Origin of the sequence: Sulfitobacter sp. 1A13353 (genome assembly GCF_043557255.1) — a bacterium.
GTDB lineage: Bacteria > Pseudomonadota > Alphaproteobacteria > Rhodobacterales > Rhodobacteraceae > Sulfitobacter > Sulfitobacter faviae.
Map to the genome: position 1 here is coordinate 66250 of NZ_JBIFFS010000007.1, position 18313 is coordinate 84562.

Here is an 18313-nt window from a genome sequence, read left to right on the forward strand (position 1 = left end):
GGCTGTCAGCCGCGGTGAATCCAGCCGCCGCCGAAAATGCGCGTGCTTTCAGGATCATAGAAAACACAGGCCTGCCCGGGAGAGACGCCTTCCTCGGCGGTGAGTAGCTCGACCTCGGCCTCCGTCTCGCTGATCGGGCGCAGGATTGCATCGCGCGGTGGACGGGTAGAGCGCACCCGCACGGCGATGTTCCATTCCGCCTGCGAGGTCAGGGGCGCATCGCCCAGCCAGTTGATCTCGCGCACCGGGATCTTGCGAGTGGCGAGCATGGATTTCGGGCCGACGACCACCTCTTTGCGCTCAGGGTCGAGCTTCACGACATAAAGCGGATCGGCCAGACCGCCGATGCCGAGGCCCCGGCGCTGGCCGATGGTGTAATGGATCACGCCCTCGTGGCTGCCGAGCACATTGCCCTCGGTGTCGACGATATTGCCCGGATCAGCGGCCTCGGGGCGCAGCTTGCGGATCACCGCGGCGTAGTCGCCGTTCGGGACAAAGCAGATGTCTTGGCTGTCAGGCTTATCGGCGACCTCCAACCCGTATTTCGCGGCGAGCTTGCGGGTGTCGTCCTTGCTCGGCAGATGGCCCAGCGGGAAGCGCAGGTAGGACAGCTGCTCTTCGGTGGTGGAGAAGAGGAAATAGCTCTGGTCGCGGTTGCCATCGGCGGCGGCATGCAGCTCCGGCCCGTTCTCGCCCATCTTGCGCTGGATATAGTGACCGGTGGCCATGCAGTCCGCCTCGAGGTCCTTGGCGGTTTCCAGCAGGTCCTTGAACTTCACCCGCTCGTTGCAGCGGATGCAGGGCACCGGCGTCGCACCGCCGAGGTAGCTGTCGGCAAACTCGTCGATCACGGCGTCCTTGAAGACGTTCTCATAGTCCAGCACGTAATGCGGGAAGCCCATCTCCTCGGCCACGCGGCGGGCATCCTGAATGTCGACCCCTGCGCAGCAAGCGCCTTTCTTGGCCAGCGCCGCGCCGTGATCGTAAAGCTGCAGGGTCACGCCCACAACATCATAGCCCTCGTCCTTGAGCATGGCCGCGACGACAGAACTGTCCACGCCGCCCGACATCGCCACGACGACGCGCGTATCGGCAGGCGCTTTGGCAAAGCCAAGCGAATTGAGCGGCGGGGTCTGATCAAGGGCCATGGGTCTCTCCGGAGTTTGTGCGCGAATATAGGAAAATCCTACCTAGTCACAAGGGCGGGCTTCACGCCGCGTTAAGGCAGGTGGGGGTTATTGGACGCCAAAACAATGGCGGATGATGCGATGTACCTGAAAAAAAGTCGATGGGCCACGGTCTGTTACCCTCGCTGACGGGAGCGTGATGTCCCGCGCCGATTTGCCAAGCGCCGATACCCGCCGATGGGTTGCCTCGCGCAAGGCGGCGGTGGTGCGGGGGGTGGTCTATGGGCTGATCACCCAATCCGAAGCGCTGGAGCGTTATGGTATCAGTGATGAGGAATTTATGGAGTGGTTACATGCGGTTACCGAACATGGGGAGGCGGCGCTGAAAGCCACGGCCTTGAAAAAATATAGACAACTTTAAGTTGTTAATCTATCCTGTCGAGTATCGGTAACGGGTAGTTAACCTTTTTTGCTCAGGGTGAGCCCATCGTCCAAGATGAGCCGGAGTAACCGAAATGCGTGTATTGTTAGTTGAAGACGACCCAACGACCTCTCGCAGTATCGAACTGATGCTGACCCATGCGAATCTCAACGTCTACGCCACCGACCTGGGCGAAGAGGGAATCGATCTGGCCAAGCTTTACGATTATGATTTGATCCTGCTCGACCTCGATCTGCCGGATATGAACGGTCATGACGTGCTGCGCCAGTTGCGGCTCGCCCGGATTGAGACGCCGATCCTGATCCTGTCGGGATCCGACGATACGGAGAATAAGCTGCGGGGATTCGGTTTCGGCGCCGACGATTATTTGACGAAACCCTTTCATCGGGAGGAATTGGTCGCCCGGATTCATGCCATCATTCGGCGGTCCAAGGGGCATTCGCAATCCATCATCAAGACGGGCCAAGTGGCGGTGAACCTTGATGCCAAGACCGTCAGCGTGAACGATGCCCCCGTGCATCTGACCGGCAAGGAATATCAGATGCTCGAACTCCTGAGTCTGCGGAAGGGCACGACCCTGACCAAGGAAATGTTTCTCAAGCATCTATACCGAGCCTATTCTCTGTTTATTTGCAATGACTTGTCGGTTTCGGGTTCAGCCCGGTAAAGTCTCGGTAAAACTTTCCCCTTCCGTTCATGGGCCGTTCCAGCGTCATTTCCGGGCCTTCTGAGCCTCTTTCGCACGCGCCTTCTGGCCCGCTGGCCCTGAGTACAGCCGCACCATCCCGGCGCTTGTGTGGCCTGTCAGCGCCTTGACGTGTTCGTCGGTCATGCCGGGAAGCGAGGCAATCTCAGATGCCGCAGAATGGCGCAGGGCGTGATTGTCATAAGCCTCGGCCCCGATAGCCTTGCGAAGTTCCATCATGCGATTGTACGCGCTGTTGTATTTCATGGGGCGACCATCTGGCAGGGTGATGATGTACAGCCCCCGGCGCGGTGTGGCGTCCAGCATCGCCCGCAAACGGTCTGTGAACGGCACGAACAGCCGCGCCTTAGTCTTGCTCTGCGTGACCCATATGCCCCCATCTTCGATATGCCCCCATTGCATTGCCAGCACATCGCTAATGCGTTGCCCGGTGCCTAGCAGCATTTCAAAGATCAGCAGCGTGTCGGGGTCGGCGGTATCGCGGGCGGCTTGGATCAGTTCGAGCGGCCAAGGCTGGCGCGGCGGCTTCTTGGTCTTGAGATGTTCAAAGCGCGGGTGAACGGGGTTGCGCTCTATCCACCCCAGCTTGATTGCGTGCTGCATAAGCACTGACAGCGCCCCTACGCGCCGCTTGGCGGTGGTCGGCTTGTCTGTCATGCTGTCGCGCATGTCATAGACGTGGTGCGGCTTAATTCGGGCTGGGTCGTATGGTCCGATCTTCTCTTCGAGATAGCGAAACGATTGGCGGTAGCTTTTCTGCGTATTGCGAGACAACCCCTCCCACTTGGGCGAGGATAGGTAGGACGCGATCAGCTTTTTAACGGTGCGCTTGGATGTTGGAAGGGCGCGGCCACTCCGCAGGCGGGCATATTCCTGCGCAAACTCGGCACTTGCCGGATCGTCGGGCATACGGTGCGAAACCCCGTCATGCCGATAATACAGATAGCCGTTGCGCCCCATCCGGTAGACATAGCGAGGCAAAGAGCGCTTCACCATTTGACGTTATCCAAAGTCACGCCTTTGACGGGGGAGCGGTCAAACTCAACCTCAATGCGCTTGCCTTCGATGATAACCTTGCGGACGATGCGCCCCGTGGCCTCCCACTTGGCAACAAGGTCCATCGCCTTCTTGTCGGTCGGCTGGCTCATGCGTCCTTCCCCTCCTGCATTTCCCCGGCGTCGATCCCAAGCGCTGCCATGATCTGCGCCGTGTGGTGGGCTTGGGCTACGTCTTTAGCCACCTTTAGGCTGGGGAACGGGTTAGCAACGCCTTCGCCATCCGCCTCAAGGTAAAAGCCACTGACGAACTCAAAGATGGCGTAATTACCGGACCTAATCCGGTTTCGATCCACCTCCCACTCCAACGGCTTCACCAGCCCCGGCAGAGCGGTGATAATGGCGTCTGCAAGATCATAGTCCGATGGCATAGCCTGCCAATTATCAACAGCGCGGTCGCTGCATATCACGTCCGCCAACTTTTGGCGCAGGTCGTCTAGTGCGTCAGTCACTGGCCTGCTCCTTCATTGCCCGTAGGATTGCTAAGAGCCATGCGCGGGCGGGCGTATCATTGAATTGCAGGATTGCGTTTTCCGTATCGCTGTCACGCCAAAGGATTGAGGCGCTTTGGTGTAATTCCCATTCCCACCCCGGCAGCGCGGCTTCGTGTAATGCCTTGGCGGCGTCAAGGGAGCCTTTGTAAGCGTGTCTGACGTGAGTAGGGTTCACCCCTTTCAGGGCATAGGCGAGGGCCATGTCCTGCCAGTCATTCGCCTCCACGGCTGCAATCAGGTCGTCTAGTGCGTTACTCATGGCTGTCCTCCTGTGCGAGACGCTTTAGGGCTTCATGGATCATCCGTGTGTTGAATACTGTGTCCTTCTTGTAGTTGCCTACTTGCAGTGGGTACGCATCCAACAGCACCTTCGCCGCCTCCTGCGGTGTCATGGCGTCACATCGCTGCCCCTCGGCTACGAGGCGATCCATAGCGGCGTCCTTTTGCATGGCTGTGATAGCGGCGCGGGCCATCATCAGCAGGATGCCTCGCGGCTCGTGACAATGTTCTGCCAAAGCATCAGCAACGTGCTCTACTTTCTCAGTCATGCTTCACCTCGTGCTTTCTTCAAATCCGCCAACAGCGCGGCCTTGTCTGCGGTCAGGCTCTCCACCTTGCGCCATAGGCGGTTTATCTCGGCCTTTTGTTTGACGGTCGTGCGTTGGAGCGCGGATAGATTGCGTTGCAGGGTTTCGGCGTGGGTGGTCATAAATCCATCCTTTCAATCGCGTCCTGAGTTGCTGCGATATAATCTGTGTCGGGGCCGTATAGGGCTTCCCATGTGGCCTGCCCTTGGTGGAATGCGTGCTTGCTTTTGTCGCGATCAAAGCGCAGTCCCTGATGATGGCATTTGCAAAGAGGAATGGCCTGCCGATCCGGCGTTCTCTCTTTCCCATGCCGCCCGCTTTTCGTATGGTGGGCGTCCGTTGGGCTTGTCTGGATCATACCAAAATTCGTGCAAATACAACAGGGTAAAGCGCGGACCTTGCGCAGATACTCCGCATCTTCGCGGCCCTCTGGCGATGCCTCACGCGCGGCCCGCTTCTTCGACTTGCGGCGCATGGGGGTGCGGCGGAGGGGCTTGTTCATGACCAGCCCTCAGGCTTGCCTTTGACGATATACCCGGCGCTTGTCCGCTTCACGAGCAAGGCAACATCGTCAGTCATGCGGCGCTTAAACTCCACCTCTGTAGCGTCGGGGTTTTCGCGGTGAACTTGGTACGCTGCACGGGCCGCGCGCGCCCATTCCCCTTGCGGTACGTTCAGTATCGTCAGGTTCACTGCTTATCCTCCGGCTGGCTAAGGCGGATGCCCTGCGGCAGATACTTGGCCTCTACCGCATCGCACATCGCGCTAAGCTGTTTCGTGTTCATCACCGAAGTGACTGAGATATAATCCATCGCGGCTATCTTCTGCTCTACGGTCAGGCTCTTTAGGTGGCTTAGAAACGAGACGAATTGCGGATCGTCGGCCATTAGGATCGGGCAGCCCTGATAGAATTTGCACTCACGCTTCACCTGATCGGCGGTGCTGTGGGTCTGCTTGGCAATCTCGCCAAACCACTTGTGCAGCAGGGCGTTTTGGCTCAGTGACCGCACCTTGCCTTCGCGCATGGTCAGGGTAAACGGAATGGGTAAGCCTTCCACCCATTCCGCCAAGCGGCCCGCGTCCTGTGCTGTGAGGGCTGCGCGCATCATGTCTTACAAGTCGCTGTATTTGAACGGTATTTCATCCCCGAGGTCACGCCCGCTGTTCGGATTGCCGCCCGCCCCGTAGCCGCTCGGCGCGTCATAGTTGCCCGTGCTGCCCGCGTTCGGCTGGTCTGACTTGCTTTGCAAGGTCACGTCATTGACGTTGATCGTCAGATACGTTTTCCCGTCATGCTCTCGCTTGGACAGTTCACCCGACACAGTGATCTTGCCGCCCTTCTGGATATACGGCGCGACCTTTTCACCACGCTGCCCCCACCAGGAGCAGTCAAACCATAGCGTCGACTTGTTCTGCCCCCAGCCATCATCTACGGCCACGGTCCAGCCCGTTACCTGCTGCCCGTTTTGGGTGTTGCGGACTTCGGCTGTCTTCCCGACATTGCCTGCAATCGTAATCATTTTCATGCTGCTTGATCCTTGGGTTGGTTTTCAGTGATGCGCTTCGATGCCGCGACAAAAGCCGCTTTCACCTTGTTGAAGCTGTCGTCTGTGAGGGCGTCGAGCGCGCGCTTTTCGTCCATCTTGATCTTCTTGAGGGCTTCTGACCCTTCGGCGTTCTCAATCAGGAATGTCAGCCGCGCGACCTCTTCGGATTGGTCCGGCTCATAGTGCTGCTGCCGCCCGTCGATATCCTCTTTCCCATCGTCAATGGCGAACAAGCCAGACAGGGCATATTTGCGGGCATAGCTGGACGCTGAGCCTGTGATCTGCGAGGGGTCCATGCCCTTCTTGGTAAGGGGATGCAGGGCCGCAGATTGGGCGCTGTGGGTGGCCCCATCGGCCAGCGTGAGGGTTGCCGTGGCAAACAAGAACACTTGCCCCGCAACCTCGCGGATATCGTCTGTCAGGGTGAGGCTTGCGCCCTCCGGCAGCAGCGGTTTCGCGGCGGCAATGATGCCCTCTGCGGTGCGGTAGTTATACCCGCCGAACTCGTTGCGCTTGTCCTTGCCAACGTGCAGTTGGTTCTGGATCGTGTGCAATACGTTGTGAATATTCTCAGCGGCCATTTTCATTCTCCATCGCCTCTATGCGGGCGTCATATGCGGCCACCAGAGCGCGGCAGCGGTTCACAAAGGGCGTCAGTTCGGCCAAGTCCCAGCCATCCCCCATGCGCAGGCTCTTGGTGATCCATTCGAGCGGCTGTAGGGCTATGCTGTGGAAGGCGTCACGGCGTCCAAACGTGCGGTTGGGGGGCAGGTCTTTCATGCTGCCGCCTCTTTCTTCGCCTTAGCTTTCGCACGGGCCACGGCTGCGGCTTCCATGCGGGCGATATACGCTGCCTCATGCTTCTCAATCGCTTCGGTGCGCAGGGCTTCGGCCTTCTCAATGGCCTCGGCTTCTGTGTCGCCAGTAAAGAAAACAATGCAGAGGCGGTCAGGGTGGAACCGTGCCAGCCAGCGCGGCCCGCCTTCGTTGCTGTCGCGGCGCTCAAACGTGTGGATCACGGCATCTCTAAGCGGGTGATGTGTCATTGCGTCCGTCCTTCCAGTTTGCGGATTAACCGCCCGTAGTGCAGAACCCGCTGGCGCATTTCGTGGCGCTGGTAGAGGTAGCGGGCGGCTTTGTATTTCTGCGCGTATTCAGCACGGCAGCGGCGAAAGTAGTCGGCGCAGTCGGCAACACGCGGCGGCAGGAATTGCGCGGGGGCTGCGTGTTTCATGTCAGCACCTCGCCGTTGTGCAGGGGGCGAAAGTCGCCTCCCACCGCGCGTGTTCACTGCGGGCGTCGATGTGGTGCAGCAGGACCGCAATGCCCAAGCCGATGATAACGGCCATAGCGAAGCCGAATGTTGGCTGGCGCTCTTGGCGCTTGCGGGGCGGGTGCGCCCATGGGCCGGAAGTGTAATCAGTCATGCTACTTCTCCGCAGGTATCACAGACTACAAAGCCGCCTTCGGTTGTCATTTCGCCTTTGCAGGGCTTGGGCTTCCACCAGCGCGGGGCGTCCTCGTCGGGCAGCGGATACCGCCCGCAAGTCTCGCCATCCTCAGTGCCGATCTGGTGGTCATAGACGCCGGGGGGCGGGTTTGCGGCGATGCGGTCATAGGGGTTCATGCCTTGCCCTCCGTTGCTGCGCGGTACTTGCCTAGAGCGGTGTTAAGCGCGGCGGCTGTCGCTTCTGTGCGGCCCCTTGCGCCCCATTCGTCTACGGCGTCTGCCAGTTCCTCCGCAGCAAGCAGCGCGGGGTTCACTGTATCGGCGCGAATGTACTCAACCTCTTTGCGGTCCTGCACATCATCCCAGCCGCCTTTGATCACATCGTCTTGCTTCTCAGGCAAAAAGTGCCATGCCCAAATTTTCACTGGCATATCAGTCATTGCAGCGTCTCCCCGTGCACCTGCTCAATGCGGTAAGCAGCCTGAGCGCCAAGCATTGCGAGCGCGCCATAGGCGGTGTAAAACAGCGTCAGCCCGTCCTCCTCGATGGCGAGGCCAATCATGGTGGCCTGCGTCTGCCCGTGGTCGTGGCTGTGCTCAAAGAAGGCTGTGACAATCGCGCCTTCCTCGTTCTCAGGGTCGTTCCGCTCGTTCCACGCGTCTGTTACGTCGCATTCACTGTCAGACAGCGGGGCTTGCTTGAGATACATCGGCGCGGGCTGTGATAGCGGCACCTGTGGGATGGGCTGGTGGAGTGTCATGATGCGTTCTCCTTTGCGTGTTGCGCCGCGATCTGGCGGCATTCCTGCGCGGTCCCGGTGTGTCGCTTTCCGTCTGGGGTGCGCAGCGTCCATGCGTCTGTGAGGGGCTGGTGAAGGCTGGCCCGATAGCCGCCTGTGCCGTGCCACTTCCCATCGCCGCGATAGTGCCAGCGGGGGGTCACAGCGAAACAGCCTGCGCCGCACTAGGGGGCGTCTGATCGTCGTCTACGCGGTGCCAGTCTGCTGTAGAAAGCGTGACGGTCTGCACCCGGTTGCGCTCGTGCTGCTCAATGAGGTCGTGCAGCTTCTCTGCGGTAAGGCCAGCGGCCTCGCCTGCGGGGGTGATGTGGGCGAAGATCATGCCGCGCCCTCCCGCTGCATAGCGTTCTCGTCCACCAGCTTGTCAGTCGCTTCGCAAATCTCGCGGATCGTCTGGCGGTCCAAGTGGGGATGCTGGCGAGTGTCGCGGCCTGCGAAGTTCGCCGCATACGCCGCGCGGTTCAGGTCGGTTAGTGCTTGGGTAAGTGTGGTCATTGCGTTCTCTCCTTGCCTTGTGGCTGGCCGTTGTGGCCCTGTGCTTAGGAGAGTAGTGGGGACAAATATCCCTGTCAACCAAAAAGGGGATAATAATCCCTATAAAGCAATTAACCGATATGCTATAGACGACTTAGTCGACCTGATCCTGGACGGCTTAAAGTGTGGAGGCATGCTGAAATGGTGGGGGAGGCGGTAACCTCCCCCGGGCGTCATAAGAGCTTTTCAGCAATGACGATTAGCCCGACAATGATGGTGATCAGATCAGCCAGCATTGCCACCGCCAAGCAAAACCGCATGGGTGTCCCCTCGGTGTGCTGCTTGACCGGTCAAGCGTGTCTCCACACTCAGTATTTATATCCCGCCCTTGCGAGGCGGCTTGGTTCAGGAAGGTGCACCCCCCATTCCCGATCGACCTTGAGTAATCAGCTTCCCGCCAATCACACTGGCCTTAGCCTCTCGCAGCTAACGAGTGACACAGGGCCGCAAAGCCCTAAGCTGGGTCCGGGGTGTCGCCGTTTGAGGGCGATTCCATTGCCAGCCTGAAAAAATTATAACAGATGAAGGTGTGATGAAGGAAAAGAAAAACCGCCGGATTGGGGTCTTGGTCACGGTGAGGTCACACCCGTCTCGCCATGTCCGCAGGTAGGTGCATTCGCACCCTCGCGGCCCATTTTAGCTTCACATCATGCTTGTTGTCTGCGCCGGGATTGAGAGAAATAAGGTGAAACAGTCCCGGCTCTGACCCCGCTCGAACTTGCTTAACCCAGCCCATACCGTCCATATCTTCGCATACGCAGCGGTGACCGATGGCATCTGACGGGACGCCCTCAGCGGCTTCGCGCGTGTAGAACAGAAGATCACCAGCGGAATAGACAGGCTCCATACTATCGCCCTGCACTTCAACGGCAACAACGCCATGCGGAGACATTTGCGGCGGGCATTCGACTTGCGGCCCGTCGCCCTTTTCGTAGGCGTCGAACACGGGGACCATTGCCCCGGCACCTACCGCGCCAGCGATGGCTACGGTGGATTTTTGCCCAAACTCGCCGCTGAGGAATTGGTCCAAAGTAAGCCCCAGAGCGGCAGCTACCCTCTGAGCATCATCGACGTTGGTGGATTGGCTCTTTCCTTGCTTAACCTTCTTAAGCTGCTCGTACGACACGTTCGCGCTGTCAGCGATCTGGCGCAGCGATTTCTTGGTCGATTTTAGCGCCTGCGTAAGGGCGTCTGAGAAGGTCATTGTCATGATGGGACAATAATCCACCCCAGATTCCAGCACTAGGAGACGATTGTCCCTTGCAATAGGGGGATAATTATCCCTATACTGAGGCATGACCAAAGAACAGTTGATCTCAGACATTGAGCAGTTCGCTGCGGCCAACAATATCGCCCCCGCAACTGTCACTAGCCGGGCGGTTGGTAACAGCCGCCTCTATCACCGTCTCAAATCGGGGAAGAGTTGCACGCTTGAGGTCGCAGAGCGGCTTCAAAAGTTCATTTCGCGCCCTGCGCCACCAAGCGTCGCCTAATGCCTCCCCCCGTCCATGTGTTTCGCTCTTTCCCATACCGAACAGATGGACCTCAACCCCGTCAATACCAAGGAAACGAGGTTGCTTATGACTGACCTTCGGAAACTCGTAAACGCTCAGATGGCCGCGCTGATCGACGGCACGTTTGGCTGTCTCGACGCTGCGGCGGAAACAATCAACGCCCGCACTGGCGGCTCGGTCAGCAAAGGCACGTTGTCCAAGCGCCTCGCTGGCCACCTCGGCTGGCCTGTTGAGGACGTAGCAGCCCTTGAGGATGCAGCGGCCCGCTACCCCGTCAGCCGCATGATGGCCCGACGTATGAGCGCGGAAGGTCCGACAGCATCGGCCTGCCTTTATGCGGCATCTGGCGTTGCGTCGAAAGAGGCGGGGGAGGCTATCGCAGCGGCCCTCTCTGCGGCTCAGTCTGCCGATGGCGACCTGACCGAAGCTATCCGCGAGGCGATGGAGGCCGAAGCAGCCATGCGCCGCCTGCGTGAAGCCCTAGAGGCCCGCCAATGACCCCCACAGCATCCGAGGCGCAGCGGTACGTTACTGCGTCAGTTCCTCCCTGTGCCTGCCGTTGCCATGACGGTCGGCCAACTAGCCCGGCGGCGTTTCTCCCCGTCGCCGGGCCTTTTGGGGGTGACGTATGAGCAAGCTGCGCGTCCTCGACCTGTTTGCGGGGTACACGATCCGAGAGGATGGGGTTGTCACTTCGCGCTTTGGGCGTGTCGTCAAGGCTCAGGTCAGCAAGAACGGATATATCCGCGTTGAACTTTGGGAAAACGGCAAGGGCCGAAAATACCTTGTTCACCGCTTGTTGGCGGGAGCCTTCATCCCAAACCCCGAAGGCAAGCCACAAGTCAACCATATCGACGGCGACAAGGCAAACAACGCCTTGGAAAACCTCGAATGGGCAACTCAGAGCGAAAACCAAAAACACGCATACCGCGCAGGTTTGCAGCGCGGCTACAAGAAGCCAACCAAGCTATCCCCAAGCCACAAGGCCGCTCTGTGCGGCTCCCGTTGGAGTGGTGAGAGGCGCATCTATCACGCCGAAGGCTTGCAATTCAATTCACCGAAAGAAGCAGCGTCCCGCTTCGGGCTTAACCGCCAGAGTTTCTACAACCGGGCCAATTCGGAGAGATTCCCATCGTGGAAGATCGAAGTACAGCGGGAGGAAAAATAATGCTGGAGGACAAGCCCAAATTGAAAGTGTTGGATTTGTTCTCTGGCATTCTAGTCGGCGGTTTTAGCCTCGGCTTAGAGCGCACGGGCGGCTTTGAAACCGTGGCTTTCTGTGAGTACGCCGAATTCCCCCGCGCAATCTTGGCGAAGCACTGGCCTGATGTGCCTTGCTTCCCTGATGTGCGCGACCTGAAGGGCTCAGACATTGATGGAACAATTGACGTTATTTGCGGCGGATACCCATGCCAGCCATTCTCCACTGCTGGGGAGCGAAGAGGCAAGGATGATGACCGCCACCTCTGGCCGGAATTTAGTCGGCTCGTGGCTGAACTCCGGCCCTCTTGGGTCATTGGAGAGAACGTTGCTGGCCACATCAGCATGGGCCTCGATGATGTGCTTTCTGACTTGGAGGGACAAGGTTACGCCTGCCGGCCGTTTGTTATTCCAGCTTGCGCCGTTGGTGCCCCGCACAGACGAGATAGGGTCTGGACTGTGGGCTACTCCAACCACGAAAGCCAACCAGCTTGCTCCAAGCATGATGAAGCACCCGTCTTGCCTAAACATGGCAATGGCAATGCTGCCGACGCCGACAGCCAGCGACAACCGCAATCGGGGAAACCCATCATCGGGGTGTGTCGCCAGGCGCAAGAAATTGGGCAAGCAAATCTCACTTTCGATGCAATGGGACGGGGAATTAAACCCACAATTCGTCGAGGCGATTATGGGTTTTCCGGACGGATGGACCGACTTGCCGCCCTCGGCAACGCAGTAGTCCCACAAATCCCTGAACTGATCGGCAGAGCCATTCTGGAGGCGCAGGCATGAACCGTTCCGACATTCTCAGCACAGCAGCCGAATACGTCACGAAGGACCGCGCGGCAACGCACGGTGACGCAGAGGACACCTTTGCGCAGATCGCTAACCTGTGGAGCGCGTATCTCGGCGATGAAATCGGCTCAACCGATGTGGCGGCAATGATGATCCTGCTCAAGCTGGCCCGCATTCAAAGCAACCCGCAGCACATGGACTCGTGGACGGACGTTGCGGGCTATGCGGCTTGCGGCGGTGAAATCGCGGGGCGCAGCTAATGGGCATTCGCGGGCAGTACAAAAACAAACGCGACGCGAACGAAGGGCCGATCTTCGATGAACTGCGCGCCTATGGGCTTTCCGTCTACCCGATGGACCGCCCCGCAGACGCGCTGATCGGCTTTCGTGGGGCGTCATATCTGGTCGAGGTGAAGATGCCCAAGGGCAAGCTGACAGGGCCGCAGGAGGCGTTTCTGGAGACGTGGAAGGGCGACTACACGATCCTCCGCACGACCGAGGAAGCCAGCCAATTCGCGCAGATGATTAGGGGGCAGAAGTGAGTATCCCGGCAATCAACTGGTGCATTGAGCAGAAGGATTTGCCGCCCGGTGAGTGGGTGGTTTTGTTCCATCTCGCGCATTGCCACAACCACGAAACAGGACGCTGCGACCCGTCGCAAGAGTACCTCGCTGACATGACGAATATGGGCAGCAGGACGGTTCGCCGCCACCTCTCCAGCCTCGAAACCAAGGGGCGGATTGCACGCAAGAAGCGGGGCATAGAAGGGGGCGGTAGGCTGTCAGATCATTACATCTTGGGACACGAACCGGCCAGATTGGCCGCTAACCTTACCGGCCATCTCATGCGCACGAACCGGCCATCTCATGCGGAAAACGTGCACGAAATGGCCGCTAAACAGGAAGAACAGGAAGAACAGGAAGTAGAAGATAACGCACAGGCGGAATCTGAACCTGTTTCTCAGCCCGACCCCAAGCCCCCGAAAAAAGCGCGACTGCCCGAAGACTGGGCATTGAGCGATGCGGACTTGGAATACGCCCTTTCACTGAATTTGACCCACGCCGAGATTGAGGAGATTGCAAATGACTTTCACGCGTATTGGACAGACCGGACAGATGCTGGCGGAAGGAAGTCAGCCCGTGGATGGCACGCCACATGGCGGAACCGAGTTAGAGACCAAGCCCCACGCTTCATCCGAAATCGCCGCATGGCTGGCAACCAAAACTCCAACCGATTTGGACAAGGCGGCAGTCTCGCGAGCGTCGTCGCACGGCGTCGCGCTGGAGGTGAAGTTTGAAGGCCGATACCCAAGCGGCCCGAATGGTGAGCGCTTGCCATCCTACCAAGTCGCCACAGCCTGCGCGATTGCCGGGACGGATGAGCAGCGCCAAGCGGCCCTTGCTGACCTGACCAAGTTTATGACGCCCGCCCCGGTTCGGAATATCGAAGGCTGGCTGGCTGAACTGTCGGTAATCACCGCAGGTCGGGGCAAGGAAGGCTTCGACGCTGAATTGATGCTCAACGCATACTCGGCGCGGCTGTCAGAATACCCCGCTGACGTGGTTCGCCATGCCCTTCTCAAGCATTCTTGGAAGTGGTTCCCGACATGGGCGGAACTGGAAACCGTGTGCAAGGCCAAGGCAGGCCCACGCAAACACATGATTGCCGCCCTTTCTCAGCCAGCACCGGACCCAGAGCAAACCCGCCGCCCGCCGACGCAGGAGGAGAAGGAACGGATCAGCGCCCTTATCGCAGAGCAATTCCCCAACGTGCCGCAAGCATGGCGTGACCGCGCCGCAGAGGAAGCCACCAAGGGCGACTGCATGACAGACCCCGCCAACCCCACAGGAGAGACAGCATGACCGAGGTGGATATCTCAAGAAATGCGGCGGAACTACAGGCAAGCCTGATCGAACGGCACGACAGTCTGAATGTCCGCAAGCACGCTGCCAAGATGCTTCGTGCCCAAGCAGCCCTGATCGAAACGAAAGAGCGCGACCTAGTAGGCGCTCGAAATTCGGCCCTTCGGGAAGCGGCTTCAGTAGCTGGAAAAGATTTCTTTGACCGCGCTCTGACCGCCCCCGCCGCTGAGCACGCGTCGGAGATTGAGGAGGCCATTTTGGAACTTATTGAAGGAGACGCAGAATGACTAACGGGCGGCCCCATCGAGTGAATATAGACTTAAAGAACGGCCTGAGAGAGCGCGTTGAGGCGTGGCGCGCAAGGCAGTTCACAGAAACTGGAAACATACCCAGCTTGTCAGATGCTGCGAGGACGCTGGTGGCCAATGGCCTGAGTGCAAACCCCGCGAATGCCGCAGAGGCTATCCTGTCGGCAGGCTGTGGTGGGGTTCTCTTACTTAGCTGGTGCATCCGGTTCGCGCAGGACGGTGAGGAGCCGCATTACCCTTCCGGTGACGCATTCTTTGATGAGGCGATGTACCCGGCGATACGCGACGGGCTGGAACTCTATCAGGCGATAGCAGAGCGCCCGCCGTGCGAAGACTACGAAAAGGAACTGGCCCACGTCGCCAAAACTCTCAAAGCAATCAAGGAGCGCAACGCATGACCGAAGTAGAGAAACTGGCCCGCCTTGTGCGCTGGCTCATCATCGCAGCCGTTATCATTTGGCTTGGGGCAACTGCTTTCAGCATGTTCGGCCTATGGGTGATGTTCCTATGACCGACCGAGTAGCAGCCGACGAACTCCGCGCCTTTGTGGAGCGGGTGGAACGCCTCAACGCCGAGAAGGCCGACATTGCCGAGGCGACGAAGGACGTATTCGCGGAACTCAAGGGCCGTGGGTGCGACGCCGCCACCGTGCGCAAGGTAATCGCCCGCCGGAAGATGGACCGGGACGCTCGCGCCGAAGGTGACGCTGTTCTCAGCATGTACGAGGAGTCTTTGGCATGACCGACGACCGCGAAGAATGGGGGCCGTGGATTGACCATGACGGCAGCGCGAAGCCTTTGCCGAGAGGCATGTGGGTGAATGTTGAATTTAGGGCGGAGCCGGGTCCGTTTGAGGAGAACCCGTTTGAAGGCGGAGGATGGTCCCAAGATATTGCGTGGCACTGGACTGACGAGAACGATGATGTTGTCCGCTACCGCGTCCGCAAGCCTCGTGCCCTGCGTGACCTGATCCGCCTGTCCGAAGACATTCCCCAGCAAGAGAGGATCGACGCATGACCGGACAATTCGCCCACTGGACCCGCACCGACATAGCCCACGCCTTTGACGTTCACGGCTTTGACATGGCCCGCATCGCCCGCATGACGGGCCGCACCATCCGCGATGTGAAGGCTGTTCTCTGCGGGGTGCCAGCATGACCCAAGCCAGCGACCGCTACTTCCCCGAAACACTCACCCCCGCCCAGCAAGCGCAGATCGACCAGTGCAGCCGGATGCTGACGGACGGGGCCAACCCCAGCGATATGCGGGATTTGGGGTTCGCGCAGGCCGCTATCGACGCGGCGATTAACGCAGCAGGAAAGGACAGCAAGTGAGCCACATCGGACTAATCGCATCTGACGAGCAAGTACACGCCCACAGCGGCGCAGCGGCATCGCGTGAAATGTGGCAGTCCGTTCTCCACCGCGCTTTCCTCGACGCCACATATGACGGTGACGCACGGGCGGACAGGATGGAGCAGATCACGGCTGATCGCTGGATACGCCAGTGCGGCAAAGACTTCCGCACGGTTTGCGAGATGGCCGGTATGGATGCCGACTTTCTCAGCGAGGCATATCGCGCGGGCAAGGTAGATCGACACTTGCTGAAAGGCAGTGAGGAGTGCCGCACGCGGGCAAAGCTGCCGCGCGGTGCGATCACTCAGGCCGTAGTGGACGCCATCAAAGGCGAAATGACCAAGCGAGAAATCATTGACGCTGTGGTCGGGCGATACCCTGAATTAGCGGCAACACGGGTGGGTGATATCCTCACGCACTCTGCATTCAGAACGGGAAAGGTCGAGAGACGCAAGGAAGGAAAGACTTGGCTTTGGTCAATTTCTGAAACAGCAACGCAAGGGGCAGTGCAATGACTTACCACATCCGCCATCACACCACACAAGCGCACATCAAGGCATCAACCTGCGCCCCGGTATTCACCATGCGCAATGAGCCGTACCCAGAGCATTACGAGGCGGCATACGCGAAGGCTATGAAAGCCCTCACCGCGAAAGAGGGCCACATGGGCCGCGCTCCGGTTAAAGTGATATCCAGCGTACAGCCATCAAAGAAGATAGAACGCGAAGCCAGCGAGAAGGCGGCGTTGGATGCGGCAATCCTCAAGGCATTGTCTGGTGAAATGTGCACCGACGATATCGCGGCGGCGGTTTCCAAGTCGATTGGGTCGCGTGTCTCAAGCCAGCTTATCTCAGGACGTATGCGGGTTGGATTGGCTGGCAAGGTCACGAAGCGCCGCTCTTACAAAGGGGGTCGCGACATAACGCTGTGGTCCCTATCCCGCGAACCACACGTCTCCTGCAAGGACCGGATAGCGGCGGCGAAGCGGGAGGCGGCGCAATGAAGCTGTTCATCGCTTTGGCAATCCCGCAGATCGCTTTCTATCTCTTAACCGCGTTCATTCTATGGGAGCCGTTCTGGCTTCCCGTCCTTGGCGGATGGGCTGCGGATGAACGTTTCCTGCTGCTGATGCTCTGGGGCGTATCGGCGCTGATCCCAAGCGGTGTGGTGCTTTTGGAATGGGCAGAGCGTCAATGACCCCTGCTCAACGCATCCACCAGCTAGAGCGAGACAACGCCAAGCTACGGCAGCAGGTCGAGACGCAGACCCGCACGGTGGAGAAGTATCGGCGGCAATTCATGGGCATCAAGCGGCGGCTGGCGAAAGAACGGGGCAGGTCGGTGCCGATGCAGGAGTTAATCAATTGGTTGCGGGCGCGGAACGCGGAACTGGAAGACCCCAAGGGGCAGGCAGAAAGGTTTTTCAAAGATGGCGAGACGTAAGAAGGCAGCACAGAAGAAAGCGCCCGTAACAGTGGCCGCGATGCCTGAGCATTGGGACATGGGGGCGCGGGGTCCGGCAAACCGCCTGCACCTCGTCCAAGAGCCTGTGACGTGGACAAACGACAAGGGCGAGACGGTGAACCCCAACAACGTAAAGCGGATGCGCAGGGTGGATATGCTCCAGAAGTACCACAAGGACGGGGTGATTGATAACCGCCAGCTAACCGCCGGGGCGACACTGCGAGATGCATGGGCGAAAACCGAGATGGGGCAGGGCAAGGACTACAGCGACCCCGTAGTGGACAGCAGCCCCAAGCCGGACCAAGCGATTGATATACGCATAGACCGCATGAGCGCCTATCTCAGCGTCTCTAAGCTAGTCGCGGCAGAGGACAAGGCAATCTTGCAAGCGGTGGCCTGTGAGGGCCGCGCTGTGGCCCATCTGCGCGAGTATCGCTACAGGGCAGTGCCGAAGGGGAAAGAGCATCTGGCAGCGGCGCTTGATCGGCTGGCGGATAAGCTGGAGCGGAAGGCTAGATAGGAGGGGGCGACGTGACCAAAACAGAGCAAGACGCCCTTGAATGGCTGCGAACAATCGGTAGACCGATGAAGTCTAGCGTTGTTGGCATGAATGCGGCGTATCGCTCGCTGTGTCGTCAAGGGCTGGCGCGTTGCCGGTTTATCCGTGGCGAATTTTACTACGAGTCTATATAGGGAGGCTTTCAGCAATTGACCGACGACAAAGAATCGCATAGTCGCGCGCGCGGGGTTGACTGCACCTCTTAAACGTGGGAGTGTGATTTATCGCAAGAGGTGGCAGGGATGCTGCCTCTTTTGATTCCGGCGCTTTCCGCTCAGGTCATTGCGGGTCGATGAACTGAGCAGAGCGCGTCTGGCATTACCCCATGTGGCGGCATGATAACCCGGCTCACGTCAGTAGCATAAGCTGGCCGGGGCGCGTCTCAACCTGTCCGCCACTGCTGCCCCTGATCGCGGCACGGCGTATCACTCGATCAGGCACAGGCGCTGACCCCGTACAGGCAGCGCGTCATTCATTCGCTGCCATGAACCGCTTGGGCAAAGGCAGCAACGGGGCGAA

The 18313-nt window shown here is 59.1% G+C and carries 41 protein-coding genes and 1 pseudogene; 20 read left to right on the forward strand and 22 right to left on the reverse strand.

What is annotated here, in order from left to right; translation table 11 throughout:
* Positions 1-5 precede the first annotated feature (5 nt).
* Entirely contained in the window at positions 6-1148 is a 1143-nt protein-coding gene (mnmA, locus tag ACGYLO_RS16345; RefSeq protein WP_067266051.1) for a tRNA 2-thiouridine(34) synthase MnmA, read from the reverse strand.
* Positions 1149-1326: 178 nt separating this feature from the next.
* On the opposite strand from mnmA, the gene ACGYLO_RS16350 reads away from it, so the two are divergent.
* Together ACGYLO_RS16350 and ACGYLO_RS16355 are read left to right on the forward strand one after the other, a co-directional pair.
* On the forward strand, positions 1327-1548 hold the full coding sequence (locus ACGYLO_RS16350; protein WP_394376873.1) for a DUF1153 domain-containing protein: 222 nt from the start codon (positions 1327-1329) through the stop codon (positions 1546-1548).
* Between the two features lie 94 nt (positions 1549-1642).
* Positions 1643-2203 (forward strand): annotated as a pseudogene (locus ACGYLO_RS16355) (response regulator); the annotation flags it as partial.
* A 78-nt stretch (positions 2204-2281) separates the two neighbouring features.
* Here ACGYLO_RS16355 and ACGYLO_RS16360 read toward each other — a convergent pair.
* The 21 genes from ACGYLO_RS16360 to ACGYLO_RS16460 all read right to left on the reverse strand — a co-directional run bounded on the left by ACGYLO_RS16360 (position 2282) and on the right by ACGYLO_RS16460 (position 9951).
* On the reverse strand, positions 2282-3271 hold the full coding sequence (locus tag ACGYLO_RS16360; protein WP_394376874.1) for a tyrosine-type recombinase/integrase: 990 nt from the start codon (positions 3269-3271) through the stop codon (positions 2282-2284).
* Entirely contained in the window at positions 3265-3423 is a 159-nt protein-coding gene (locus ACGYLO_RS16365) for a hypothetical protein (protein ID WP_394376875.1), read from the reverse strand. Before ACGYLO_RS16365 ends, ACGYLO_RS16360 begins: the two co-directional genes overlap by 7 nt.
* On the reverse strand, positions 3420-3782 hold the full coding sequence (locus ACGYLO_RS16370; RefSeq protein WP_394376876.1) for a hypothetical protein: 363 nt from the start codon (positions 3780-3782) through the stop codon (positions 3420-3422). Before ACGYLO_RS16370 ends, ACGYLO_RS16365 begins: the two co-directional genes overlap by 4 nt.
* Entirely contained in the window at positions 3775-4083 is a 309-nt protein-coding gene (locus ACGYLO_RS16375; protein ID WP_394376877.1) for a hypothetical protein, read from the reverse strand. Before ACGYLO_RS16375 ends, ACGYLO_RS16370 begins: the two co-directional genes overlap by 8 nt.
* A complete protein-coding gene (locus tag ACGYLO_RS16380) occupies positions 4076-4372 on the reverse strand; it encodes a hypothetical protein (protein ID WP_394376878.1) in 297 nt (98 codons plus the stop codon). Before ACGYLO_RS16380 ends, ACGYLO_RS16375 begins: the two co-directional genes overlap by 8 nt.
* A complete protein-coding gene (locus tag ACGYLO_RS16385) occupies positions 4369-4533 on the reverse strand; it encodes a hypothetical protein (RefSeq protein WP_394376879.1) in 165 nt (54 codons plus the stop codon). The genes ACGYLO_RS16380 and ACGYLO_RS16385 overlap by 4 nt, the downstream gene beginning before the upstream one ends.
* Positions 4530-4913 (reverse strand): hypothetical protein, encoded by a 384-nt coding sequence (locus ACGYLO_RS16390; protein WP_394376880.1) that lies wholly within the window; start codon positions 4911-4913, stop codon positions 4530-4532. Before ACGYLO_RS16390 ends, ACGYLO_RS16385 begins: the two co-directional genes overlap by 4 nt.
* Positions 4910-5104: a hypothetical protein gene (locus ACGYLO_RS16395; RefSeq protein ID WP_394376881.1), complete on the reverse strand. Its 195-nt coding sequence runs from the start codon at positions 5102-5104 to the stop codon at positions 4910-4912. Before ACGYLO_RS16395 ends, ACGYLO_RS16390 begins: the two co-directional genes overlap by 4 nt.
* Positions 5101-5520 carry a hypothetical protein gene (locus ACGYLO_RS16400; protein ID WP_394376882.1) on the reverse strand — a complete coding sequence of 140 codons (420 nt, stop codon included), beginning with the start codon at positions 5518-5520 and terminating at the stop codon, positions 5101-5103. The genes ACGYLO_RS16395 and ACGYLO_RS16400 overlap by 4 nt, the downstream gene beginning before the upstream one ends.
* A gap of 3 nt (positions 5521-5523) precedes the next feature.
* Positions 5524-5937 carry a single-stranded DNA-binding protein gene (locus tag ACGYLO_RS16405; protein WP_394376883.1) on the reverse strand — a complete coding sequence of 138 codons (414 nt, stop codon included), beginning with the start codon at positions 5935-5937 and terminating at the stop codon, positions 5524-5526.
* The gene (locus ACGYLO_RS16410; RefSeq protein WP_394376884.1) at positions 5934-6539 is read right to left on the reverse strand and encodes an ERF family protein; all 606 of its coding nucleotides are present in this window, start codon (positions 6537-6539) and stop codon (positions 5934-5936) included. The genes ACGYLO_RS16405 and ACGYLO_RS16410 overlap by 4 nt, the downstream gene beginning before the upstream one ends.
* Positions 6529-6738, reverse strand: a complete 210-nt coding sequence (locus tag ACGYLO_RS16415) for a hypothetical protein (RefSeq protein ID WP_394376885.1) — start codon at positions 6736-6738, stop codon at positions 6529-6531. Before ACGYLO_RS16415 ends, ACGYLO_RS16410 begins: the two co-directional genes overlap by 11 nt.
* Positions 6735-7004: a hypothetical protein gene (locus ACGYLO_RS16420; RefSeq protein ID WP_394376886.1), complete on the reverse strand. Its 270-nt coding sequence runs from the start codon at positions 7002-7004 to the stop codon at positions 6735-6737. Before ACGYLO_RS16420 ends, ACGYLO_RS16415 begins: the two co-directional genes overlap by 4 nt.
* Positions 7001-7192: a hypothetical protein gene (locus ACGYLO_RS16425; protein WP_394376887.1), complete on the reverse strand. Its 192-nt coding sequence runs from the start codon at positions 7190-7192 to the stop codon at positions 7001-7003. The genes ACGYLO_RS16420 and ACGYLO_RS16425 overlap by 4 nt, the downstream gene beginning before the upstream one ends.
* A gap of 1 nt (position 7193) precedes the next feature.
* A complete protein-coding gene (locus tag ACGYLO_RS16430) occupies positions 7194-7385 on the reverse strand; it encodes a hypothetical protein (protein WP_394376888.1) in 192 nt (63 codons plus the stop codon).
* Positions 7382-7585 carry a hypothetical protein gene (locus ACGYLO_RS16435; protein WP_394376889.1) on the reverse strand — a complete coding sequence of 68 codons (204 nt, stop codon included), beginning with the start codon at positions 7583-7585 and terminating at the stop codon, positions 7382-7384. Before ACGYLO_RS16435 ends, ACGYLO_RS16430 begins: the two co-directional genes overlap by 4 nt.
* Positions 7582-7848, reverse strand: a complete 267-nt coding sequence (locus tag ACGYLO_RS16440; RefSeq protein ID WP_394376890.1) for a hypothetical protein — start codon at positions 7846-7848, stop codon at positions 7582-7584. The genes ACGYLO_RS16435 and ACGYLO_RS16440 overlap by 4 nt, the downstream gene beginning before the upstream one ends.
* Entirely contained in the window at positions 7845-8168 is a 324-nt protein-coding gene (locus ACGYLO_RS16445) for a hypothetical protein (protein ID WP_394376891.1), read from the reverse strand. The genes ACGYLO_RS16440 and ACGYLO_RS16445 overlap by 4 nt, the downstream gene beginning before the upstream one ends.
* Before the next feature lie 178 nt (positions 8169-8346).
* Positions 8347-8529, reverse strand: a complete 183-nt coding sequence (locus tag ACGYLO_RS16450) for a hypothetical protein (protein ID WP_394376892.1) — start codon at positions 8527-8529, stop codon at positions 8347-8349.
* Positions 8526-8702 carry a hypothetical protein gene (locus ACGYLO_RS16455; protein ID WP_394376893.1) on the reverse strand — a complete coding sequence of 59 codons (177 nt, stop codon included), beginning with the start codon at positions 8700-8702 and terminating at the stop codon, positions 8526-8528. The genes ACGYLO_RS16450 and ACGYLO_RS16455 overlap by 4 nt, the downstream gene beginning before the upstream one ends.
* Before the next feature lie 619 nt (positions 8703-9321).
* Positions 9322-9951, reverse strand: a complete 630-nt coding sequence (locus ACGYLO_RS16460; RefSeq protein WP_394376894.1) for a S24 family peptidase — start codon at positions 9949-9951, stop codon at positions 9322-9324.
* Positions 9952-10321: 370 nt separating this feature from the next.
* On the opposite strand from ACGYLO_RS16460, the gene ACGYLO_RS16465 reads away from it, so the two are divergent.
* From ACGYLO_RS16465 to ACGYLO_RS16550, 18 genes are all read left to right on the forward strand, one after another.
* Positions 10322-10753, forward strand: a complete 432-nt coding sequence (locus tag ACGYLO_RS16465; protein WP_394376895.1) for a hypothetical protein — start codon at positions 10322-10324, stop codon at positions 10751-10753.
* A gap of 130 nt (positions 10754-10883) precedes the next feature.
* Positions 10884-11423, forward strand: a complete 540-nt coding sequence (locus ACGYLO_RS16470) for an HNH endonuclease (RefSeq protein ID WP_394376896.1) — start codon at positions 10884-10886, stop codon at positions 11421-11423.
* The gene (locus tag ACGYLO_RS16475) at positions 11423-12247 is read left to right on the forward strand and encodes a DNA cytosine methyltransferase (RefSeq protein ID WP_394376897.1); all 825 of its coding nucleotides are present in this window, start codon (positions 11423-11425) and stop codon (positions 12245-12247) included. The genes ACGYLO_RS16470 and ACGYLO_RS16475 overlap by 1 nt, the downstream gene beginning before the upstream one ends.
* Positions 12244-12510: a DUF6378 domain-containing protein gene (locus ACGYLO_RS16480; RefSeq protein WP_394376898.1), complete on the forward strand. Its 267-nt coding sequence runs from the start codon at positions 12244-12246 to the stop codon at positions 12508-12510. Before ACGYLO_RS16475 ends, ACGYLO_RS16480 begins: the two co-directional genes overlap by 4 nt.
* A complete protein-coding gene (locus ACGYLO_RS16485) occupies positions 12510-12791 on the forward strand; it encodes a hypothetical protein (protein WP_394376899.1) in 282 nt (93 codons plus the stop codon). Before ACGYLO_RS16480 ends, ACGYLO_RS16485 begins: the two co-directional genes overlap by 1 nt.
* Positions 12788-13546: a helix-turn-helix domain-containing protein gene (locus tag ACGYLO_RS16490; protein WP_394376900.1), complete on the forward strand. Its 759-nt coding sequence runs from the start codon at positions 12788-12790 to the stop codon at positions 13544-13546. The genes ACGYLO_RS16485 and ACGYLO_RS16490 overlap by 4 nt, the downstream gene beginning before the upstream one ends.
* A 34-nt stretch (positions 13547-13580) precedes the next feature.
* Positions 13581-14111 carry a hypothetical protein gene (locus ACGYLO_RS16495; RefSeq protein ID WP_394376901.1) on the forward strand — a complete coding sequence of 177 codons (531 nt, stop codon included), beginning with the start codon at positions 13581-13583 and terminating at the stop codon, positions 14109-14111.
* Entirely contained in the window at positions 14108-14398 is a 291-nt protein-coding gene (locus ACGYLO_RS16500) for a hypothetical protein (protein WP_394376902.1), read from the forward strand. The genes ACGYLO_RS16495 and ACGYLO_RS16500 overlap by 4 nt, the downstream gene beginning before the upstream one ends.
* 131 nt (positions 14399-14529) lie before the next feature.
* Complete coding sequence (locus ACGYLO_RS16505; protein ID WP_394376903.1) at positions 14530-14817, forward strand: hypothetical protein; 288 nt, start codon at positions 14530-14532, stop codon at positions 14815-14817.
* Positions 14818-14926: 109 nt separating this feature from the next.
* A complete protein-coding gene (locus ACGYLO_RS16510; protein WP_394376904.1) occupies positions 14927-15160 on the forward strand; it encodes a DUF2312 domain-containing protein in 234 nt (77 codons plus the stop codon).
* Positions 15157-15435, forward strand: coding sequence for a hypothetical protein (locus tag ACGYLO_RS16515; RefSeq protein WP_394376905.1), 279 nt, complete (start codon positions 15157-15159; stop codon positions 15433-15435). Before ACGYLO_RS16510 ends, ACGYLO_RS16515 begins: the two co-directional genes overlap by 4 nt.
* Positions 15432-15575 carry a hypothetical protein gene (locus tag ACGYLO_RS16520; protein ID WP_394376906.1) on the forward strand — a complete coding sequence of 48 codons (144 nt, stop codon included), beginning with the start codon at positions 15432-15434 and terminating at the stop codon, positions 15573-15575. The genes ACGYLO_RS16515 and ACGYLO_RS16520 overlap by 4 nt, the downstream gene beginning before the upstream one ends.
* The gene (locus ACGYLO_RS16525; protein WP_394376907.1) at positions 15572-15751 is read left to right on the forward strand and encodes a hypothetical protein; all 180 of its coding nucleotides are present in this window, start codon (positions 15572-15574) and stop codon (positions 15749-15751) included. Before ACGYLO_RS16520 ends, ACGYLO_RS16525 begins: the two co-directional genes overlap by 4 nt.
* The gene (locus tag ACGYLO_RS16530) at positions 15748-16287 is read left to right on the forward strand and encodes a hypothetical protein (RefSeq protein ID WP_394376908.1); all 540 of its coding nucleotides are present in this window, start codon (positions 15748-15750) and stop codon (positions 16285-16287) included. Before ACGYLO_RS16525 ends, ACGYLO_RS16530 begins: the two co-directional genes overlap by 4 nt.
* Positions 16284-16775, forward strand: a complete 492-nt coding sequence (locus tag ACGYLO_RS16535) for a hypothetical protein (RefSeq protein WP_394376909.1) — start codon at positions 16284-16286, stop codon at positions 16773-16775. The genes ACGYLO_RS16530 and ACGYLO_RS16535 overlap by 4 nt, the downstream gene beginning before the upstream one ends.
* The gene (locus ACGYLO_RS16540) at positions 16772-16969 is read left to right on the forward strand and encodes a hypothetical protein (RefSeq protein ID WP_394376910.1); all 198 of its coding nucleotides are present in this window, start codon (positions 16772-16774) and stop codon (positions 16967-16969) included. Before ACGYLO_RS16535 ends, ACGYLO_RS16540 begins: the two co-directional genes overlap by 4 nt.
* Positions 16966-17214 (forward strand): hypothetical protein, encoded by a 249-nt coding sequence (locus tag ACGYLO_RS16545; RefSeq protein ID WP_394376911.1) that lies wholly within the window; start codon positions 16966-16968, stop codon positions 17212-17214. Before ACGYLO_RS16540 ends, ACGYLO_RS16545 begins: the two co-directional genes overlap by 4 nt.
* The gene (locus ACGYLO_RS16550) at positions 17201-17755 is read left to right on the forward strand and encodes a hypothetical protein (RefSeq protein ID WP_394376912.1); all 555 of its coding nucleotides are present in this window, start codon (positions 17201-17203) and stop codon (positions 17753-17755) included. Before ACGYLO_RS16545 ends, ACGYLO_RS16550 begins: the two co-directional genes overlap by 14 nt.
* Positions 17756-18313 lie beyond the last annotated feature (558 nt).

What these genes read in the sequence shown, in the direction of transcription:
- ACGYLO_RS16445 (WP_394376891.1), bottom strand. Translation starts at nt 8,168, where the DNA reads ATGACACTCCACCAGCCCATCCCACAGGTGCCGCTATCACAGCCCGCG.
- ACGYLO_RS16415 (WP_394376885.1), bottom strand. Translation starts at nt 6,738, where the DNA reads ATGAAAGACCTGCCCCCCAACCGCACGTTTGGACGCCGTGACGCCTTC.
- ACGYLO_RS16480 (WP_394376898.1), top strand. Translation starts at nt 12,244, where the DNA reads ATGAACCGTTCCGACATTCTCAGCACAGCAGCCGAATACGTCACGAAG.
- ACGYLO_RS16385 (WP_394376879.1), bottom strand. Translation starts at nt 4,533, where the DNA reads ATGACCACCCACGCCGAAACCCTGCAACGCAATCTATCCGCGCTCCAA.
- ACGYLO_RS16400 (WP_394376882.1), bottom strand. Translation starts at nt 5,520, where the DNA reads ATGATGCGCGCAGCCCTCACAGCACAGGACGCGGGCCGCTTGGCGGAA.
- ACGYLO_RS16525 (WP_394376907.1), top strand. Translation starts at nt 15,572, where the DNA reads ATGACCCAAGCCAGCGACCGCTACTTCCCCGAAACACTCACCCCCGCC.
- ACGYLO_RS16425 (WP_394376887.1), bottom strand. Translation starts at nt 7,192, where the DNA reads ATGAAACACGCAGCCCCCGCGCAATTCCTGCCGCCGCGTGTTGCCGAC.
- ACGYLO_RS16455 (WP_394376893.1), bottom strand. Translation starts at nt 8,702, where the DNA reads ATGACCACACTTACCCAAGCACTAACCGACCTGAACCGCGCGGCGTAT.
- ACGYLO_RS16360 (WP_394376874.1), bottom strand. Translation starts at nt 3,271, where the DNA reads ATGGTGAAGCGCTCTTTGCCTCGCTATGTCTACCGGATGGGGCGCAAC.
- ACGYLO_RS16390 (WP_394376880.1), bottom strand. Translation starts at nt 4,913, where the DNA reads ATGAACAAGCCCCTCCGCCGCACCCCCATGCGCCGCAAGTCGAAGAAG.
- ACGYLO_RS16545 (WP_394376911.1), top strand. Translation starts at nt 16,966, where the DNA reads ATGACCCCTGCTCAACGCATCCACCAGCTAGAGCGAGACAACGCCAAG.
- ACGYLO_RS16440 (WP_394376890.1), bottom strand. Translation starts at nt 7,848, where the DNA reads ATGACTGATATGCCAGTGAAAATTTGGGCATGGCACTTTTTGCCTGAG.
- ACGYLO_RS16410 (WP_394376884.1), bottom strand. Translation starts at nt 6,539, where the DNA reads ATGGCCGCTGAGAATATTCACAACGTATTGCACACGATCCAGAACCAA.
- ACGYLO_RS16350 (WP_394376873.1), top strand. Translation starts at nt 1,327, where the DNA reads ATGTCCCGCGCCGATTTGCCAAGCGCCGATACCCGCCGATGGGTTGCC.
- ACGYLO_RS16475 (WP_394376897.1), top strand. Translation starts at nt 11,423, where the DNA reads ATGCTGGAGGACAAGCCCAAATTGAAAGTGTTGGATTTGTTCTCTGGC.
- ACGYLO_RS16500 (WP_394376902.1), top strand. Translation starts at nt 14,108, where the DNA reads ATGACCGAGGTGGATATCTCAAGAAATGCGGCGGAACTACAGGCAAGC.
- ACGYLO_RS16550 (WP_394376912.1), top strand. Translation starts at nt 17,201, where the DNA reads ATGGCGAGACGTAAGAAGGCAGCACAGAAGAAAGCGCCCGTAACAGTG.
- ACGYLO_RS16485 (WP_394376899.1), top strand. Translation starts at nt 12,510, where the DNA reads ATGGGCATTCGCGGGCAGTACAAAAACAAACGCGACGCGAACGAAGGG.
- ACGYLO_RS16535 (WP_394376909.1), top strand. Translation starts at nt 16,284, where the DNA reads ATGACTTACCACATCCGCCATCACACCACACAAGCGCACATCAAGGCA.
- ACGYLO_RS16515 (WP_394376905.1), top strand. Translation starts at nt 15,157, where the DNA reads ATGACCGACGACCGCGAAGAATGGGGGCCGTGGATTGACCATGACGGC.
- mnmA (WP_067266051.1), bottom strand. Translation starts at nt 1,148, where the DNA reads ATGGCCCTTGATCAGACCCCGCCGCTCAATTCGCTTGGCTTTGCCAAA.
- ACGYLO_RS16375 (WP_394376877.1), bottom strand. Translation starts at nt 4,083, where the DNA reads ATGAGTAACGCACTAGACGACCTGATTGCAGCCGTGGAGGCGAATGAC.
- ACGYLO_RS16465 (WP_394376895.1), top strand. Translation starts at nt 10,322, where the DNA reads ATGACTGACCTTCGGAAACTCGTAAACGCTCAGATGGCCGCGCTGATC.
- ACGYLO_RS16450 (WP_394376892.1), bottom strand. Translation starts at nt 8,529, where the DNA reads ATGATCTTCGCCCACATCACCCCCGCAGGCGAGGCCGCTGGCCTTACC.
- ACGYLO_RS16460 (WP_394376894.1), bottom strand. Translation starts at nt 9,951, where the DNA reads ATGACAATGACCTTCTCAGACGCCCTTACGCAGGCGCTAAAATCGACC.
- ACGYLO_RS16435 (WP_394376889.1), bottom strand. Translation starts at nt 7,585, where the DNA reads ATGAACCCCTATGACCGCATCGCCGCAAACCCGCCCCCCGGCGTCTAT.
- ACGYLO_RS16470 (WP_394376896.1), top strand. Translation starts at nt 10,884, where the DNA reads ATGAGCAAGCTGCGCGTCCTCGACCTGTTTGCGGGGTACACGATCCGA.
- ACGYLO_RS16405 (WP_394376883.1), bottom strand. Translation starts at nt 5,937, where the DNA reads ATGAAAATGATTACGATTGCAGGCAATGTCGGGAAGACAGCCGAAGTC.
- ACGYLO_RS16365 (WP_394376875.1), bottom strand. Translation starts at nt 3,423, where the DNA reads ATGAGCCAGCCGACCGACAAGAAGGCGATGGACCTTGTTGCCAAGTGG.
- ACGYLO_RS16540 (WP_394376910.1), top strand. Translation starts at nt 16,772, where the DNA reads ATGAAGCTGTTCATCGCTTTGGCAATCCCGCAGATCGCTTTCTATCTC.
- ACGYLO_RS16520 (WP_394376906.1), top strand. Translation starts at nt 15,432, where the DNA reads ATGACCGGACAATTCGCCCACTGGACCCGCACCGACATAGCCCACGCC.
- ACGYLO_RS16420 (WP_394376886.1), bottom strand. Translation starts at nt 7,004, where the DNA reads ATGACACATCACCCGCTTAGAGATGCCGTGATCCACACGTTTGAGCGC.
- ACGYLO_RS16510 (WP_394376904.1), top strand. Translation starts at nt 14,927, where the DNA reads ATGACCGACCGAGTAGCAGCCGACGAACTCCGCGCCTTTGTGGAGCGG.
- ACGYLO_RS16430 (WP_394376888.1), bottom strand. Translation starts at nt 7,385, where the DNA reads ATGACTGATTACACTTCCGGCCCATGGGCGCACCCGCCCCGCAAGCGC.
- ACGYLO_RS16380 (WP_394376878.1), bottom strand. Translation starts at nt 4,372, where the DNA reads ATGACTGAGAAAGTAGAGCACGTTGCTGATGCTTTGGCAGAACATTGT.